Below are 17,952 nucleotides of genomic sequence, written 5' to 3' on the forward strand. Positions count from 1 at the left end.
TGATTTTACCTATGATTAAACAGCCATCTTATTTAAAAAAGGGCGATAAAATTGCGATTGTCTGTCCAGCTAAAAAACTACCTAAATCTATTGATAGTGCTATTGAGACCTTAAAAAGTTGGGGTTTGGAAGTTGTTATTGGAAATACAGTGGGTGGATCATACCATCAGTTTTCGGGAACAGATGAAGAAAGAGCGGCAGATCTACAACAGTTTTTAGATGATAAAAGCATTAAAGCAATTATTGCTGCTCGTGGTGGTTATGGCACTATCCGGATTATAGATTTGCTTGATTTTACCATCTTCAATGAAGAGCCAAAATGGCTGGTTGGCTTTAGTGACATTACCATTTTGCTTTCTCACGCATTGGCGGATTTAACTATTCAAAGCATACATGCGCAAATGCCTTATACTTTTGATACCAGCACGGCTGAAGCTTTGGAAAGTTTAAGAAAATCACTATTTGGGGAACCACTATCTTACCATTACACCAGCGAGTTTAGTAATCGTGAGGGTAAAACGAAAGGGATCTTAATTGGTGGTAACTTGAGTTTATTAATCACCGTTGAAGGTTCTGTTTCTGAAATGAACTACGATGATAAAATTCTTTTTTTAGAAGATGTTGGTGAACATGAATACTCTATTGATAGAATGATGCGTTTGCTTAAAAGAAAAGGCAAGCTGAACAAACTAAAGGGATTAATTGTAGGTGCTTTTAATGAAATTAGCGAAGAAAAAATTCCTTTTGGGCAAACACCTGAAGAAGTGATTTGGGAATTGGTAAAGGAATTTGATTATCCTGTTTGTTTTAACTTCCCCACAGGACATATAGATGATAACCGAGCAATGGTTGTTGGCAAAAACATATCGCTTTCTGTAGCTAAAAATGATGTTCAATTAAACTATTTATAACATGGCAATTTTCGAGAGTTTAGGTAAATACCGCAATACTGGATTATTAATTTTAAGAGTTGGTTTAGGTGTAATGATGATGGTACACGGCTTACCAAAATTAATGGGTGGCCCAGATGGTTGGACAAAACTTGGTGCAAGTATGAAAGTTGTTCACATTGATTTTTTACCAATGTTATGGGGTTTTATGGCCGCAGCTTCTGAAGGTATTGGTGGTTTCTTATTGATTCTGGGTTTATTCTTCCGTCCTGTTAATTTACTGTTGGTAATTACCATGATTATTGCTGCGTTAGTTCATTTTGCCAAAGGCGATGGATTGGATGGAGCTGGCCATGCTATAGAGTTAGGCATTGTGTTTTTTAGTTTGATTTTTATTGGCCCAGGAAAGTATAGTATTGATAAGAAGTAGCAGGAATAATTATACTAAAAAGCCCAGCTTACAAATGTAAGCTGGGCTTTTATTTTAACAAACTAATTTAGTTCTGTATAATTAATTTGCGTATCCAGGGTTCTGCTGAGGTTTTAACGATGGATTAGCATTTAACTCAGCTTGAGGAAGAGGGAATACCAATCTGTTATCTCCTACTGGAAGATTTAAAGCTACCCAATGACCATTTGTTGCTGTTCTCACGATAGGTGTTTTTGTTCTCAAAAGATCAAAAAACTTATGACCTTCACCATAAAGTTCTTTACCTCTTTCTGCTAAAATTTCATCAATTAGCGCTTGTCCAGTGTTTAATGAAAGAAGAGTACCAGGTATAGCCCTAGCTTGTATTGCTTGTAAAGCAAGCTTAGCGGCTGGCTCATTAGCTACACCTAATCTAGCCTCAGCCTCTGCTTCAATTAGATACATTTCTGATGAACGAATTAATACCGTGTTAGTTGCAGCAGAAGTTCTAAAGTCGAATTTATTAATTAAATAACCTTCTGGACCTCTTCTTGCACCTAATACGCCATTAACTAGAAACTGTTGCTTACGGATATCATTTGCAGCAAAAGAATTGAAGAATGCATCATTTGCTCTAAAACTTGAGTAACCAATATCATAAGGATCATAGAACGAGTGAACGTTAAGGAAGCCTTGGTTATCATCAGTTCTAACATTAATCGCATAGATCCATTCTGAAGTTGGCACTGTGAAACCTGTTAATAAAGCTGCACCTGTACTTAAAGTTTTACCTGTTCTCGCTAATTTAGCATATTTACTTGCTTCAGTATAATTACCCATTGTTAAATAGATTCTAGCCAAATAACCTTGTATTGCAGCTTTTGTGAACCTATAAACACTTGTTTTTGAAGTTGGAATGTTAGCTTCAGCAAATAATAAATCTGTAAGAATTTGAGCATACACTTCTTTAACCTTGTTTCTTAAAGGAGGCACATCAGTTGGTCCTAATGGCGCCAAAACCAATGGCACACCCAAGGCTTCTGGATCAACCGTATAAGGTTTACCATACCATCTTACTAGATTAAAATAAGCTTCAGCTCTTAATGCTCTTGTTTCTGCTAAATATGCTGTTTTTTGAGCAGCTGTTAATGGAGAAGTAGGAATGTTTAACTCAAATTGGTTACAACCTGCAATAATTCTATAAGCTTGTGTCCAATAGGCTAAAGGCTCGTTAGAAGTATACGTTTGTGAGAATTGGTAGCCTGTAACAAAACGGCCATAATTACCAGCGCCACTAACCACCAATATATCATTCCCCTTAATGTCAGCAGTTAAGATCATGTCATTAGTATATGAACTTAATGTAGTTAGGTCATAAAGCCCTGTTAATCCAGATGCAATCCTTTCAGGACTAGTAAATGCCTCACTTGCTTTGATTGAAGTAGTTGGTACGACCTCTAAAAATTCCTTTTTACATCCTGTAGCAATTGTCGCTAATAATAGGGATGTATATATTGTGATTTTATTTATCTTTTTCATATCTATCTTATATATTAAAATCCAACAGTTAACCCAACAGAAAGTGTTTTAATGTTAGGGATATCATTGTTACTCGTTCCATTAATTGCTTGTTCAGGATCCAAACCTTTATGCTTAGCTAAGGTGAAAGGGTTTTCTGCCATAATAAAAATACGTGCACTGCCTAACTTCGCTTTCGCGGCCCAGTCTCTTTTAAGCTTATATCCAAGTGTGATGTTTTTCACTCTGATATAAGAACCATCGTGTAAATACCTAGTAGAAGGACTATTAGAGAAATCTGAGTTAACAGGAACAAATCTTGGAATAGTTGAAGATGTATTTGTTGGTGACCAAGCATTTAATACCTCTCTAGACAATTGCTGTCCAGGAGTAATGCCATTATGCGTTAATGTTTGCTCAAGCGCATCGTAAACTTTCCCTCCATAAGAGAAATAAGTAAATACGCTAAAATCAAATTCTTTATAGGTTAATGTATTGTTAAAACCACCAAAGAAATCTGGTAATGCCGAACCATGTGTATTATATAATTTTGAACTTGCATAAGTTTTGGTAGTAATCTTATTTCCGTTTGCATCATCCATGTACCACATCGCTCTACCATCAGTTTGATCTATCCCTGCATATTCTCTTAAATTCCATGCATAACGGTCTCCACCAACTTTTAGATTATATTGTCCATCACCAACCTCAGCTTGAGATAGTTTTTTAATCTCGTTATTATTAGTAGTTACGTTTATAGACACATTCCAGTTGAAATCTGAAGTAACAATTGGCGTACCTCCTAAAGTAACCTCAAATCCAGAATTGTTTATTTCTGCTAAGTTTGTATTTAAACTGATAAACCCCGTCATCCTACTCAATGGTTGAGCAAATAATAAACCTTGAGATTGTTTCTTGTAGTAGCCTAACTCACCATTAATGCGGCGATTTAAGATTGAAAATTCAATTCCAATGTCTGTCGTGTTATTTCTTTCCCATTGCAATGCATCGTATGCTAATTGACTATAAACTGCTCCACCTGTTCCTTCATAAGCACCTGTTAACGAATATAATCCTTGTGCTGCATAACGACCGATCTTATTATTACCAGTTGTTCCATAACTTGCACGTAATTTCAATTCATTAATGAAGCTTAAGTTACTCATGAATTTTTCTTGAGTTACTCTCCAAGCACCACCTAACGACCAAAAATTACCATATTTTTTATCAGGCCCAAAAACAGAAGAACCATCACGTCTGAAAGTGGCTGAAAAATAATATTTATTGGCAAAATCATAATTTAATCTCGAGAAATAAGACGCGAATCTTTCTTCAGTAACACCAGAAGTAGTTCCTGAACCTGGAAGTGCAGCATTACCTAATTCTGTTTGTCCTGCAAATGAGAATTGTGTTCTCTCGGCAGAAAAAGTATCATATGTATTTTTAAATGCTTCTTGACCTAATAATACATTGATGTTATGGCTTCCTATGCTTTTATCATAAGTTAAGGTATTAATGTAGGTTGTAGTTATATCTTCTTTAGAATAACGATATGCTCTACCTTTTACGCCTACTCCATTACCATGCTCTAAATTGTAGAATTGGTTTTCTCTAACTCCTGTATAATCTAAACTTACCAATGATTTAGCTGTAAATCCATTTAAGAATTTTGCTTGAATGTATGGTACTGAATTGATACGTGTTGTTTTAGACAGATATTGATCCAGTTCATTTAATCCAACTGGATTAAAATCAGGTGAAACTGGGTTGACGTAATTATATACAGGCTTACCGTTAACATCATAAGTTACATTACCATTAGCATCTCTTACATATAATGAATAAATGTTTGAGTTAATGTCTGCAAAACGAACAGGATTCGCTCCGCCACCAGCACCTGCAGGCGTATTTTGAATTGAATTTGCCAAGGTATTATTGATACCAAAAGAGATTGATTTGTTTACATCACTTGAAAGATTAAACTTTCCTGTAAATCTTTTAAAATCTGAACCAATAACAATACCTCTTTGGTCAAAGTACCCGCCTGAAACATAATATTTTAATTTTTCGGTACCGCCACTAGCAGAGATATTCGCGTCTTTGGTAATTCCTTTCCTTAAAACAGCATCTCTCCAATCTGTATCATACAATAAAGCTGCGCCAGGAGCTAGAGCTCCACCACCTACAAATGGATTTAAGGTATTAAAAGGATTTACACTTAGTTTAGTCCTTGTATTGGTATTTGCAGTAGTTGCTGCTGCAGCTGGTGTCGCTCCACCTGCGATTGCAGTTGCATAATAGCTATTGAAATATAACCTGTAATATTCTTCGGCATTTAAAGTTTCATGCTTATCAACTGCTTGAGCAGAAAAACCTCCCGAAACACTTGCGCTAAATTTAGTTACACCAGCCTTTCCTTGTTTAGTAGTAATCAAAACTACTCCGTTAGCAGCTCTTGATCCATAAATAGCAGCTGCAGAAGCATCTTTTAAGATAGTAACCGATTCAACATCATTTGGATTTAATGTCGCCATAAAATCTGCTGTTTGTGCAACACTTGTTAAGTCTGTACCAGTAGACGATATTGCAACACCATCCACCACATATAACGGTTCAGCGGATTGTGTAATTGAACCAATACCACGAACACGAATTTGAGTTGATGCACCAGGCTGTCCAGAAACACTGCTTGCTTGAACACCAGCAGCCGCACCCTGTAAAGACTTTTGGAAAGACGTGGTAGGTCTGCTTTCGAAATTTTTAGCGCCTACCACTGCCGCAGAACCAACAAAACTTTCTTTTTTAACAGTACCATAAGCAACTACCATTACTTCTTGTAAGTCGTTTGTACTGTCTTCTAATGTTGCGTTAACAACATTACTTGTTCCAATAGTTAATGATTGATTAGCATAACCTAATGAAGAGAATTCTATTATTGTAACTGAAGCAGGAACGCTAATACTAAAAGTACCATTTGAAGCTGTGCCCGTTACGGCATTTGAACCTCTACCTTTTACAGTTACACCAGGGACAGGCAGTCCCGTTTTGTCTTTAACTGTTCCAGTAACCGTTCGGTTTTGTGCAAATGCCACAGAAAACAGCAAAGACAAAACGAGAAGGCTTTGTAAAATTTTTTTCATAAATAATTAATTTTTGTGTGAAAAATGGTTGTTTTTGGCGAATTTTTAGATCATTTCATTCGAAATTGATTTTGAGAATTATCATCTATTAAATAGATCAATCAAGACGAGTTTCGATCCCTCCACGCCTAATTCTTGTCACCTTTTGATAATGACAGTTTTTGTATTGGTAGTGTATTTTAAGTTAGTATTAAGTTAATTAACCACAAGTTTGCAAAAAAAATGTAGCTAAAACAAATTAATTGTAACATTTTCAGCACAAACCAAGAAAAATTACTGGCTACAATCAAAGTTCATCAAAAATTCACAAATAGTTAATAGACGATGTTTTGGCGTTAGCATCAATACTAAATCGATAAAGTTTCATTAAGCTTTATCGATTTTATCTTGCTTATGAAATTAGGGACACTAATAAAAATTTACAAAAGGAAGACCTTTTCAGATTTAATTCACCAAAAACAATGCGTTTGTGAACATTTGTTTCCCATTTTCCCAGAAGGAGCGAAATAAAACATCGGTTCCAAGATAGATGATATTTCCTCTACCAGATTCTTGAACGCCATAAAGCAAGCCTGTAGCCAATTTCTTTTTTACTTTTTCTCCCGCAACACCAGCTATATAACTATTAGCTTTTAATGTGCCAACATTCCATCCATTTTCTAAAGGTTCGTAAATCTTCTCGTCTGTTTTTAGCGTGTAGTAGAATTTTCCTAAGCCCAAAGCCAATGGATGTGTTTGGTCTATAGAAACCTTATATATAGCTCCAGGAATTGAATTTTGTAAATCGTCTTTATCTTTCTCAGCATACCTTCTTTCATTTATATCTTTATCCTTCTTTTCAGGGTATTCTTTTTTCTTGATATCAAAAGGTCTTTTACCAACTAATGAGCTAATCGCATCTTCCATTAATATCAATTTACCTCCTGCCGTAATCCAACTTGATAATTGCTCTGCTAATTTTTCGGTATATGTTCCATCAGGGAGGATTAAAGTATTAATTTTATTGATATCTAGAAAGCCAGCATTTTGAACACTTATTAAGGTAATTGGATAATCCAATTCTTGTTCAAAGAAATGCCAAACCTCTCCAACTCCTTGAGAAGAAACTTCTTGACCCGTTACAACCGCAACTTTTGGCGTTGTTAATAGTTTATATACAGAAGAACCAAAATCCTTTCCTTTTTCTACATAACCACTTGCTATAGGATATAAGGAAACGTTATTACCTTTTGCTATTTCCGAAAGAATCTTACTGAAATCTTTAATACTCTTCTCATTTTCTGTTCTGTAAACCAATAAAGAACCAGCAGGATAAACTTTTCCGCCAATTGTGAATGCTTCTTCAGCTATGCGAACCTTAATGTTTTGCTTTTGCAGGGCGATTAATGTTTGTGCATCCTTAATAGAGTTCCAAGGCATTACCCAAGCATAAGGTTTTGCAATTGCGGGTATACTTTCTTTTTTCTCTTCAATGAAAGTATATGTCCCTATTAACGCTTCTTTAACAGCATAAGCATTTAGTCCGTATGCATAAGGCAAAGCCCATGCAGTAATATCATAGGTGTTAGAATCTGTAACCATTGTTTGTGGTTCGAAGAGCACATTTGCCAAGACAGAACTAGGCTGCTGCAAATTCACAATCAAATCGTTTCTTTCTACTTTAAAATTTTCAAGCTTTTGGTTTTCGTAATTGTAACCATTTAAAGTTCTATCTGCACCAAAGGCAAACGCTATATGATTTCTTTTTAAGAGTTCTGCCATTTTACGCAAACGTTCTATGTTTTGCGCCTTAACAATATATGTCTTGTAATTTCCTGGAGGAGTAGCAGTGCTTTGCTCAAAATATTTTTTGAACTCGGTCAAAAGCTTTTCACTGTGTGTAGATACCGTTTCTAGCGTAGCTATTGAAGTAGTAAAGTGATGGTCAATCCTGTCTTTTAAGGTAAGCGTATCTCCATCTGATGTGATAACCGCAAGACCAGCCCTAATTCCACCTTGCTCATAAGTCATTCCTATTGCCCCATTATATAAAGGATAAGTATCTCCATAAGAAGGGTATAATAAATCGAAACGTTCTTTGGTAAAATATTGCCATCCATTTTCATCAAAGTATTTTGCATTATTTTTTCCGACAGTAACCTGAAAATCTCTTTGCCAGGTGGTTATATCTTGATGAACAGGTTCTGCGGCAGGGGCAAAATAATAAGGTTCGTTATAACTTTGCTCGTGAAAATCTACATGAACTTGTGGCATCCATTTATGATATGCTACCAATCTTTGTTGCGTTTCTATTTGTGTTTGCCAAGCCCAATCTCTATTTAAGTCGTAGTAATAATGATTAGGTCTTCCTCCTGGCCAAGGCTCGCTATGTTCGCGAGCAGATGGGTCTGGATTTGGAACTACCCCACTTACCATATTAAAATTACTTACATATCTCTCTCTTCCATCTGGGTTTAAACAAGGGTCGATAATCACTACTGTGTTTTTTAACCAATCTTTAACATTACTCTCTTTAGCCATTGCCAACGTATAAAGCACCCTCATTGAGGTCTCGGTTGAGTTAGCTTCATTACCATGTACGTTATAACTTAACCATAAAATGGCGGGTTGTTTTGTTGCTTTTGCAGATTTTTCTGCATTGGACAAAGCCAAATTATTAGTTCTAATCTGTTCTAATCTATCCATATTTGAAGGATCAGATATTACCGCTAACAGTAATTCTCTTCCTTCATAAGTTTTTCCATAAACTTGTAATTGGATATTTTTATTAGCTGCAGCAACCTTTTTAAAATAATCCACCACCTTTTGATGCGGTGTAAATTTACTGCCCAAAGGATATCCTAAAAATTCATCTGGTGATGGAGTTTGGGCTAAAACAGTGGTTGTACCAAGGCAAACAAATAAAAGATAGAGCAGATAATTTTTCATATAAAGGGAATATTTACCAATAATACTAAAAAGAATATTTTATTTGTCTTTGCATTTGTAATTTTACGATTGAATTTATCCGCTTTGCACAATGGCAAATACCGAACAGCTTTACAAACACTATTTAAACCACCCAACAATTTGTACAGATACAAGGACCATTACCAAGGGTTGTTTGTTTTTTGCGCTTAAAGGTGAAAATTTTGATGCCAATACTTTTGCTTTGCAAGCAATTGAACAAGGAGCTGCTTTTGCAATTGTTGACAATGAAGAATACGCCAAAAATGATCAATGCATTTTAGTTCCTGATGTTTTAACAGCGTTACAGGACTTAGCCAAACACCACAGAAAACAATTAACCATACCAGTTATTGGCTTAACAGGCAGCAACGGAAAAACAACTACCAAAGAGCTTATTAGAGCAGTTTTAGCAGAGCGTTTTAAAACCTTTGCTACTAAAGGAAATTTAAACAATCATATTGGTGTGCCCTTATCTATCTTATCTATGCAAAGTGATATAGAAATTGCGGTAATAGAAATGGGAGCAAATCATCAAAAAGAGATTGAGTTTTTGTGTGAGATTGCACAACCAACTCATGGCTTAATTACAAATGTGGGTATGGCTCATTTAGATGGATTTGGGGGATTTGAGGGCGTAAAAAAAGGAAAGGCTGAGTTATTTGCTTATTTAAAAGCCCAGCATGGTTTTGCTTTTATTAATCGCAATAACCCTTATTTACTAGAGATGAGTGAACGTGCGGATTTGAATAAGGTAATTTATTACGGTACTGAAAAAGAAAATGCAGTAAGTGGCGAGTTAAAAAATAGCGACCCACTTATAGAGTTTAACTGGAGCACAAAGGGTAAAAACCACGAAGCTAAAGCAAACCTTACTGGAACATACAATTTCGAAAATATTTTAGCAGCAATATGTATCGGGAATTTCTTTGATTTAACGCCTTCTCAAATCAACAACGGCTTGGCAAATTATTTCCCGACTAACAATCGCTCTCAATTAACAAAAACAGAGAACAATACTTTAATCTGCGATTTTTACAATGCAAACCCAAGTAGCATGACAGCGGCTTTAAATAATTTAAAAGCTTTAAGTGCTGAGCACAAAATTGCCATAATTGGTGATATGTTTGAGTTGGGCGCAGAAGGACCAGAACAACATGAAATAGTAGTTGAGCTTGCCGCTCAAAATGAATTATCAACTTTGTTTATAGGCAAGAGCTTTTATGAGTTTAAAGATAAATATCCCGGTCAGTTTTTTAGCTCTCCTGCTGATGCAGCCAATCATTTGCAAGACAATCCGATTAAAGGCAAACTAGTTTTACTAAAAGGAAGTAGGGGAATGGCGCTAGAACAGTTGTTACCTTTGCTATAGGTTGTTTTATTAAATCATTCTTAAGCAAAAAGCTGCAATCGTTTGAATAAATTTATTCCTGTAGCTATGGCTAAGTTTATAATTATGGTTTCTGATTCATTCTTTCCAGTGCAGATTTTATGTCTTCTTTTACATTTTCAGGTGTATTAACGTCTAGAATCATTTTGCTTGCAATTACTTTAAATTTGTCTAACTCTTTAGCTTTTATGTAAATGATTGCCTTTACAAAATCTTTCATATATGCCTTTTTCGAATCAAACTGTATCGCTTCAAATTTTTTCAAAACTGGGTCTAATTTTCCTTTTTCTAAAAGAATTGGCCCCAAATTCATCATTGCGTTACAAATTTGATCAAGATTTACTTTGCTTGGTGTATTTACTATTAAGAGGTCTAATGAAGTTATAGCATCGTCAATCCTACCATTATCCAAACCATACTGTGCTTTAAAATAGTGCAATACAAAAAAGGCTTTTAATGGAATATATTTATCCAAAATAGTTTTTACTTTATCGAAGTCGAGTTTTTCAGCATCTCCTTGTGTTTTATCTGAAATAGCGTAATCTATCGTTAATCCAATTAAACGTTCTTCAAAATCTGCTTTGGTATATTTGCCAGAAGCAGTAATCTTCGCTTCGCTTTTTGCCAAATAAGCCAAAGCCTTTTCATCTGGCAATGTATTAATTGGCACCATTATCAAATCAATTAAATCAGCATTAGCTAAAATGTCTGCTTGTTTTGCTAAATAATCCGAGCCTAATTGGTCAAAATCTTCATCTTCAAATGCTGCTGCTTGTTCGGCAAATTTTAAGAATTGAGCATTACTTAATTCTAATGCTTTCTTTTTTAAAGTATAATACTGGGTGTTTGGGTCTTTAGCATTTTTACCTAAGTCTACAAATTCCTTTGCTTCCAAAAAGCCAACTCCTTTATGCAACAACACCCCTTCAGTATCTATATACATTAAATTAGGATAGGCCTCAACCATATATTTCTCTGCCAATGTTTTACCTTCACCTTTTTCCATGTCATATTTAACATTGATAAAATTGGCATTGTAGTAATCTGCAACAGCTTGATCTTTGTATGTTTCAGCATCCATTTTTTTACATGGACCGCACCAAGTTGCATAGCCATCTAAGAAAATCATTTTCTTTTCTTTTTTAGCTTTTTCTAAAACAGTTGCCCAAGTTGGGTTCTCTAAAAAAATGATTTCAGCAGCAGAGGCTGATACTGATATAATGAATAGGCAAATTGCCGTGAACAATGACTTCATCTGAATTGGTTTTATGCTTTCTGTTTGGTTAGCTAGTGCAAATTAGCGTTAAGATTATGGATATAAAATACCTAAAAACAGGTATTATTTTGCTTGAGTTTTGGCTACTGCTATTCCTGCGTCACTAATGCCACTTAGTGGATTATCACGCATATTTTGTTCTATTTCTATTTCGTATTTACCGGGTTTGGCAAAGTGATAATTTGTTAATAAGGGGAAATTATAAGTAAAAATATCTCCAGAGCCTCTACCCAGCCATTCGCCATCGGCTTTTGCCAATTTATATTGATAGCGATTATTTCGATTTAAGCCTTTTCCCTTAATATGTACAATTACATAGATATTTGAATAGCGATAATCTGCCGTATGGCGAAGTTTAAAATACAAATTATAAGGTTCGTTAATGTCTTTAACCTCCACAGTTGCCTTAACACTTTTTGCATAGGCCCAATTATTTTCTGGCATAGCCTGATTGGTATCTACTAGGTTATCATTAACACAACCACCAAGCAAAATGCTAAATGCTGCTAAAAAACATATGAACCTTAATTTATGCATTGTACTATTCATCGCCTTTTGGGGCATTTGGCGCTTGATCTTTAGACTTGTTTTTATTTCGATTTTTATTCCTGTTTTTATTGTTTCTGTTTGGTTTTGGCCCGTTTGGATTAGTAACCTCACTTTTCTCTGCAACAGGTTTTTGAACAGCCTGATTTGGATTTGGCTTTTGAGACTGTGGTCTTTGCTGTTGTGCTTGAGGTGGTTTGTTTTGTGCCAAAGGCACTCCTTTGGAGCTGACGGGCTTGCTCTGTTGCGCAGCCTTAGGCTGTTGTGGTCGTGTTTGTTGTGGCGCATTTCCCTGAGGCTGATTCCTGTTTCTATCGTTATTACGGTTATTGCGATTGTTACGGTTTTTGTTTCTATCGTCTAGCCTTGTTAAACTATCCTGACCAACTACATTTTCATAATCATGAACTTTTTCAACTATTGTTGTTGTCTTTAGTTCAACTGCTTCGTCCTTCAAATTAACTGGCTTTTCTCCTTTTTTATTCATTGCCATGATTTCTTTCACACGGTCAACTTTTAAAGGAATCCAATCTTCTTGATTGGCATAACTAAACCACATTAATTTTTTGAAGATGTCTGTTTTTTGATGGCGAGCAACCCCAACTTCTGTTTGCAAAGCCTCAATGCGATCTGGAATATCTTTTAAAGCATCCAAATAAGTATCTAATTCATAATTTAAACAGCATTTTAACTTACCGCATTGTCCAGCAAGTTTTAATGTATTTAAGGAAAGATTTTGGTACCTAGCCGCAGCTGTAGAAACTGTTTTGAAATTAGTTAACCAAGTAGAGCAGCACAATTCGCGACCACAAGAACCAATTCCGCCTAAACGACCCGCCTCTTGACGCATACCAATTTGGCGCATTTCAATTCTAATACGAAAAGTTTCAGCCATTTTTTTAATCAACTCTCTAAAATCTACACGACCTTCTGCTGTATAAAAAAACGTAGCTTTTGTTTTATCTCCTTGGTAATCTACATCGCTAATTTTCATCGACAAACGTAAATCTAATGCCAAGGTACGGGCTTTATGCATGGTTTCCCATTCCATATCTTTTGCCAGTTTCCATTTATCTACATCAGCCTCTGTAGCCTTACGATATATTTTACGAGTAACTTGGTCTAGTGGCGTTTTGCGGCGTTTCATTTGCATGCGCACCAATTCTCCCGTTAAGGAAACGTGGCCAATATCGTATCCGCCAGTTGCACCTTCTACCGCAACCAACTCACCAATTTCAAGGTAAATATTATCGTTATTTAAAAAGAATTCTTTTCTAGCGCCTTTAAATTTTACTTCAACAACTTGAAAAGGTATATAATTAGATGGCATATCTAAATTGGATAGCCAATCGTGTACTTCCATTTTTTGGCATCCACCAGTAAGGCATGAGCCATTACTTTTGCAGCCAGAGGGAGCGCAACCGCCACCTGTAGAACAACTTCCACATCCCATATTAATTGTATATATGTTGAGTCCCTTTCGGGAACGTTTTAAACTTAATTATTTTAACTAATTGTAAAGATACATCTAAAAACAGAATTTTTGGATTCGCATTCCGCTCGATGTGGTAATGTGCTTTCTCTAATTCGTTAATTAATGCTTCCACCATCCCCAAATTTAACACATGGGTGGATAATTTTATTGCCACCTCTAATGTTTGATGAGGCAATTTAACCAAATCATCAGCTCCGCTTAGCAGCAAGCTACATTCGCGTAAAAAGTTGATGCCATATTTTAAAAAATTCTTTTGATTTTCTCTACCCCAACTTGCAGCAGTATCTGTAAAGGCAATCATTGCTGGTACTTTATTGCCAAAACCCATACGTAACCACTCTGCAAAATAACTTGCGTTGTTGTTAGGTGTATCATTTAACATCGCCTTGGCTTCAATCAAATTTCCATCTGCCAAAAAGCTATATTCAGTTGCTTGATTTTCAGACAAGGCAGCTTTGTTAATTAAATATGCTTCAATTTCTGTATCTGGTAATTTCGGAATTTTAACAATCTGCGTGCGAGATAAAATAGTCGATAAAATCTGTTCTTGATTTTGAGCTACTAAAATAAACAGGGTGTTTGCAGGCGGTTCTTCAATTATTTTTAGCAGGGCATTTCCCTCCCTATCTAAAAATTCTGGCAACCACATGATTAAAACTTTCGTGTCTGCCTCAAATGCTTTGTAGCTTAATTTTTTGATGATATCATGACACTCTGCAATGTTAATATTTGCTTGTTTATTGTCTGCACTTAGCTTTGATCGCCAAATATCCAAATTGAAATATGGGTCTTCCAACAATAAACTTCTCCATTCTTCTAATACATCAACTGCGATTTTCACAGCAGCTGAAGCAAAAAATGGATAGGAGAAATGTAAGTCGGGATGAATATATCTTTCGTACTTTCTACAAGAGGAGCATTCTCCACAACTATCTGTAGGTGACTTATTTTGACAATTTAGATATTGTGCATAAGCAATGGCCAATGGCAAAGCACCGCTACCCTCTGGAGATAAAAACAATTGCGCATGACTAACCCTGTTCTCTACAACGGTTTGTATCAATTGCTTTTTAATGTCTTCCTGACCAATTATCTCTTTAAACTGCATTGGTGCAAAATAAGAAATAGATGTGAGAAATGGTATAGCGTATTGCGATTTGCGTATAGAGAAATGGTTTGATTCCTTCTAGTCTCAATACGCAATACTCAAATCCCAATACGCTTTGTAAAATATTAGTTGATATATCAATTATTGATTTGGCATTTATAAATTTGCTATAGAATTATGGAAAAGTTAAACAACACGCTGCTTTATACTTTAGATAAATGCTTTAGGACCTATAATCAATTTGCACAAAGAAATGTTCGCAAAGCTGGTTACGACATCACTATTGACCAATGGTTAATTTTAAAAAGTGTTGCCGAAAATCCAAATATCACACAAAATGATATAAGTAAAATAGTATTTAAGGATAATGCTTCCATTACTAGAATCATCCAATTATTGATAAAACAAGATTTTTTAACTAGAGAAATTCATCCCTCTGATAGGAGAAGGGTAAACTTAACACTAACCGAAACTGGGAAAAAGATAACAATTGATGTAAATGAAATCGCCTTGCAAAATAGAGCTGCCGCACTAAAAGGTATTGATGAAGAATCCATTAAACTGATGAGGGATTTACTGCAAAAAGTAATAGGAAACTGTAATAATGGCTCTTAGTCGAGTCAGATTTAAACGAAACACACACCATACAAATGAAATCTATTTTTAAAACCTTATTGTTGTTTTGCTGCTTAGCAATTAACAATAACTTATTGGCACAAACCAAGCCAATAAATATTCTTGTTTTAGATGAACAACAGAAACCAATTGAAAATGCAACTGTAGAATTACGCAAAGCTGATAATCAGGCTTTGGTTAAAGCTGCAATTACGAGCAATAAAGGCAGTGCCGATTTTCAGGTAGCTGATGGGAAATATATTGCAAAAGTAAATGCTTTGGGTTATGCTATTAAAAATAGCGAAGCGTTCCAAATCCCTTCTGCTACAAATAGCATTGTTGTAATTTTATCAACAAGCAGCAAGAACCTAAATGAAGTTACAGTTACATCACAACGACCATTTGTACAAAGAACACAGGGTAAAACTGTGGTTAATGTTGATGCGGGAGTTACGAATGCGGGCACAACAGTTTTAGAGGTCTTAGAGAAATCGCCAGGTGTTATGGTTGATAGAAATGGCGGCATCAGTTTACAAGGTAAAGCCAGTGTTTTAGTGATGATAGATGATAAACCGACCTATCTTTCTGGTGCAGAATTGAACAATTTGTTAAATAGCATGAGCTCTTCTCAAGTTAATCAGATTGAATTAATTACAAGTCCTTCAGCTAAGTATGATGCAAGCGGAAATGCTGGCATCATCAATATCAAAACTAAAAAGAACAGACAAGAAGGTTTTAATGGCAATTTATCAACCAATGTTGGACAAGGAAAATATTTAAAGAGCAACAACTCTTTAGTGCTGAATTATAGGAAAGGAGTTTTTAACACATTCTTAAATTACAGCTATAACTATAACAAGGGTTTCACCTCTATTTATGCTGATAGGAAGTATTTCGACAATAATGGTGCAATAGCGGCGAGGTTAGACCAGCCATCTTATTTAGGGAATAAAGGCAATAACAATACGCTAAAAACTGGGATAGATTTTTACGCATCGCAAAAAACAACTTTAGGCTTAACACTTACAGGAACAATTGTACAACGAAGGGGAAAAGGTGATGCGGTTGCAACTTGGCTTAATGCTCAAAATGTAGTTGATTCTGCAATTACTACTTATAGTGGAAGTGATTTTAAATTGAGAAATGGTGCTATAAATGTTTATGGAAGGCATAATATCAACAAAACTCAAGACATTGGCTTTGATGTGGATTATTTGAGATACGGAATTGATAATGACCAAAATTTCCAGAATATAAGAACAGGAATGGTAAATTATAACCAAGGTTCAAGAGGAGATATCCCTTCTAAACTGAAAATATTTGCAGCAAAGGCCGATTATACTTTACAAATTGGAAAAGATGCAAAGTTTGAAGCAGGTGTAAAAACATCAAAAATCAATACAGATAATACAGCTGCTTATGAGTTGTTTGATGGTGCCAATTGGAAAGCTGATTTAAAGAAAAGCAATCACTTTTTATATGAAGAAAACATCAACTCTGTTTACACAAGCATTGAGCACAAAATTAATCGTTTAAGTTATCAGCTGGGTTTACGTTATGAAAATACGCAATACGATGGTAACCAGCTAGGAAATTCAGCACAAACTGGAAGTATATTCTCTAAAAAATATGATAATTTGTTTCCATCGGGCTATGTTTCTTATCAGGCAGATTCTGCCAATTCGTTTTCTTTTACCTCAGGGCGAAGAATTGACAGACCAGCTTATCAAAAGTTAAACCCGTTCGTTTTCATTATTAACAAGTATACTTATCAAAGAGGAAATCCGTTTTTCTTGCCACAATATACTTGGAACTTTGAGTTAAGTCATTCATTTAAGCAAGTATTAACTACTGCCGTTTCCTATAGTAACATTAAGAACTATTTTTCACAATTATTCTTATCAGAAGGAAACGATATTTTGGTTTACACGGAAGGAAACGTGGGACAAATGTACAATCTAGGTGTTTCTGTTTCTACGCAGGTTTCTCCTTTTAAATGGTGGTCCTTAACTGCACAAAGCAACTTTAATTACAAAAGATTAAGTGGTTACCAAAACGTAAATTATAAATCATCCGTTAAGCAACTGCACACTAGTATGAACAATCAGTTTAAATTAAGCAAAACCTTAAACGGAGAAATTTCTGGCTTTTATACCACTAAAAACCGCAATGATTTACAAGAACTATTATCGCCAACTGGCCAGTTATCTGCTGGTTTAGCAAAAACTGTTTTAAAAGGGAAAGGCACTATCAGATTAACAGCAAGAGATATTTTTTACACACAATCTATGGAAGGTGTAACAGATTTTCCGGGTGCGAGCGAGTACTTCATTTTATGGAGGGATAGCCAAGTTTTAAATGTTGGTTTTAGTTACCGATTTGGTAAACCTTTAAAAGCTGCGAAACGTAGTACCGGTGGTGCTGGCGATGAGATTAATAGAGCAGGGAGCTAATCAGTTTTCAGTTGGCGATTTTCAACGAAAATTTGAATCCAATTAACCTACCAATAGCGTTATGGATTTTCCCGCATTCTTCTATCCGAAAATGCTTGAATCACATTCGCTTATACTGGGCTTCGCTTACGTTTATAAGGTCTCCTCAAGCGGTATATAAACGGCA

Annotated in this window: 12 protein-coding genes; 5 read left to right on the forward strand and 7 right to left on the reverse strand. The window is 35.4% G+C overall.

Annotation, left to right across the window (positions count from 1 at the left end; genetic code table 11):
* The first annotated feature begins 11 nt into the window (after nucleotides 1–11).
* Both EZ428_RS02520 and EZ428_RS02525 read left to right on the forward strand, forming a co-directional pair.
* Nucleotides 12–911 (forward strand): S66 peptidase family protein, encoded by a 900-nt coding sequence (locus EZ428_RS02520; protein WP_131551530.1) that lies wholly within the window; start codon nucleotides 12–14, stop codon nucleotides 909–911.
* 1 nt (nucleotide 912) lies between these two features.
* Nucleotides 913–1,320, forward strand: a complete 408-nt coding sequence (locus tag EZ428_RS02525; protein WP_131551531.1) for a DoxX family protein — start codon at nucleotides 913–915, stop codon at nucleotides 1,318–1,320.
* An 81-nt stretch (nucleotides 1,321–1,401) separates the two neighbouring features.
* On the opposite strand, the gene EZ428_RS02530 is transcribed toward EZ428_RS02525, so the two are convergent.
* The 3 genes from EZ428_RS02530 to EZ428_RS02540 all read right to left on the reverse strand — a co-directional run bounded on the left by EZ428_RS02530 (nucleotide 1,402) and on the right by EZ428_RS02540 (nucleotide 8,885).
* Nucleotides 1,402–2,838, reverse strand: coding sequence for a RagB/SusD family nutrient uptake outer membrane protein (locus EZ428_RS02530; protein ID WP_131551532.1), 1,437 nt, complete (start codon nucleotides 2,836–2,838; stop codon nucleotides 1,402–1,404).
* Between the two features lie 14 nt (nucleotides 2,839–2,852).
* Nucleotides 2,853–5,957, reverse strand: coding sequence for a SusC/RagA family TonB-linked outer membrane protein (locus tag EZ428_RS02535; RefSeq protein ID WP_131551533.1), 3,105 nt, complete (start codon nucleotides 5,955–5,957; stop codon nucleotides 2,853–2,855).
* A gap of 444 nt (nucleotides 5,958–6,401) precedes the next feature.
* A complete protein-coding gene (locus tag EZ428_RS02540; protein WP_131551534.1) occupies nucleotides 6,402–8,885 on the reverse strand; it encodes a M14 family metallopeptidase in 2,484 nt (827 codons plus the stop codon).
* A gap of 91 nt (nucleotides 8,886–8,976) precedes the next feature.
* On the opposite strand from EZ428_RS02540, the gene EZ428_RS02545 reads away from it, so the two are divergent.
* Nucleotides 8,977–10,275: a UDP-N-acetylmuramoyl-tripeptide--D-alanyl-D-alanine ligase gene (locus EZ428_RS02545; protein ID WP_131551535.1), complete on the forward strand. Its 1,299-nt coding sequence runs from the start codon at nucleotides 8,977–8,979 to the stop codon at nucleotides 10,273–10,275.
* An 82-nt stretch (nucleotides 10,276–10,357) separates the two neighbouring features.
* Here the strand turns inward: EZ428_RS02545 and EZ428_RS02550 are convergent, their stop codons facing one another.
* From EZ428_RS02550 to EZ428_RS02565, 4 genes are all read right to left on the reverse strand, one after another.
* The gene (locus EZ428_RS02550) at nucleotides 10,358–11,548 is read right to left on the reverse strand and encodes a thioredoxin family protein (RefSeq protein WP_131551536.1); all 1,191 of its coding nucleotides are present in this window, start codon (nucleotides 11,546–11,548) and stop codon (nucleotides 10,358–10,360) included.
* 84 nt (nucleotides 11,549–11,632) lie between these two features.
* Nucleotides 11,633–12,118, reverse strand: coding sequence for a gliding motility lipoprotein GldH (locus tag EZ428_RS02555; RefSeq protein ID WP_225870981.1), 486 nt, complete (start codon nucleotides 12,116–12,118; stop codon nucleotides 11,633–11,635).
* Complete coding sequence (locus EZ428_RS02560; protein ID WP_131551537.1) at nucleotides 12,111–13,568, reverse strand: PSP1 domain-containing protein; 1,458 nt, start codon at nucleotides 13,566–13,568, stop codon at nucleotides 12,111–12,113. Before EZ428_RS02560 ends, EZ428_RS02555 begins: the two co-directional genes overlap by 8 nt.
* 1 nt (nucleotide 13,569) lies before the next feature.
* Complete coding sequence (locus EZ428_RS02565; protein ID WP_131551538.1) at nucleotides 13,570–14,718, reverse strand: DNA polymerase III subunit; 1,149 nt, start codon at nucleotides 14,716–14,718, stop codon at nucleotides 13,570–13,572.
* Between the two features lie 177 nt (nucleotides 14,719–14,895).
* Here EZ428_RS02565 and EZ428_RS02570 point away from each other — a divergent pair, with 177 nt between their 5' ends.
* Nucleotides 14,896–15,333, forward strand: a complete 438-nt coding sequence (locus EZ428_RS02570) for a MarR family winged helix-turn-helix transcriptional regulator (RefSeq protein WP_131551539.1) — start codon at nucleotides 14,896–14,898, stop codon at nucleotides 15,331–15,333.
* A 35-nt stretch (nucleotides 15,334–15,368) separates the two neighbouring features.
* Nucleotides 15,369–17,786 carry an outer membrane beta-barrel protein gene (locus EZ428_RS02575; protein WP_131551540.1) on the forward strand — a complete coding sequence of 806 codons (2,418 nt, stop codon included), beginning with the start codon at nucleotides 15,369–15,371 and terminating at the stop codon, nucleotides 17,784–17,786.
* Nucleotides 17,787–17,952 lie beyond the last annotated feature (166 nt).

The organism is Pedobacter frigiditerrae, from assembly GCF_004331645.1.
Taxonomy (GTDB): Bacteria; Bacteroidota; Bacteroidia; order Sphingobacteriales; family Sphingobacteriaceae; genus Pedobacter; species Pedobacter frigiditerrae.

Excerpts from the sequence above, each read along its gene's own strand:
- EZ428_RS02520 (WP_131551530.1), top strand. The coding sequence starts at position 12 with ATGATTAAACAGCCATCTTATTTAAAAAAGGGCGATAAAATTGCGATT.
- EZ428_RS02525 (WP_131551531.1), top strand. The coding sequence starts at position 913 with ATGGCAATTTTCGAGAGTTTAGGTAAATACCGCAATACTGGATTATTA.
- EZ428_RS02530 (WP_131551532.1), bottom strand. The coding sequence starts at position 2,838 with ATGAAAAAGATAAATAAAATCACAATATATACATCCCTATTATTAGCG.
- EZ428_RS02535 (WP_131551533.1), bottom strand. The coding sequence starts at position 5,957 with ATGAAAAAAATTTTACAAAGCCTTCTCGTTTTGTCTTTGCTGTTTTCT.
- EZ428_RS02540 (WP_131551534.1), bottom strand. The coding sequence starts at position 8,885 with ATGAAAAATTATCTGCTCTATCTTTTATTTGTTTGCCTTGGTACAACC.
- EZ428_RS02545 (WP_131551535.1), top strand. The coding sequence starts at position 8,977 with ATGGCAAATACCGAACAGCTTTACAAACACTATTTAAACCACCCAACA.
- EZ428_RS02550 (WP_131551536.1), bottom strand. The coding sequence starts at position 11,548 with ATGAAGTCATTGTTCACGGCAATTTGCCTATTCATTATATCAGTATCA.
- EZ428_RS02555 (WP_225870981.1), bottom strand. The coding sequence starts at position 12,118 with ATGAATAGTACAATGCATAAATTAAGGTTCATATGTTTTTTAGCAGCA.
- EZ428_RS02560 (WP_131551537.1), bottom strand. The coding sequence starts at position 13,568 with ATGGGATGTGGAAGTTGTTCTACAGGTGGCGGTTGCGCTCCCTCTGGC.
- EZ428_RS02565 (WP_131551538.1), bottom strand. The coding sequence starts at position 14,718 with ATGCAGTTTAAAGAGATAATTGGTCAGGAAGACATTAAAAAGCAATTG.
- EZ428_RS02570 (WP_131551539.1), top strand. The coding sequence starts at position 14,896 with ATGGAAAAGTTAAACAACACGCTGCTTTATACTTTAGATAAATGCTTT.
- EZ428_RS02575 (WP_131551540.1), top strand. The coding sequence starts at position 15,369 with ATGAAATCTATTTTTAAAACCTTATTGTTGTTTTGCTGCTTAGCAATT.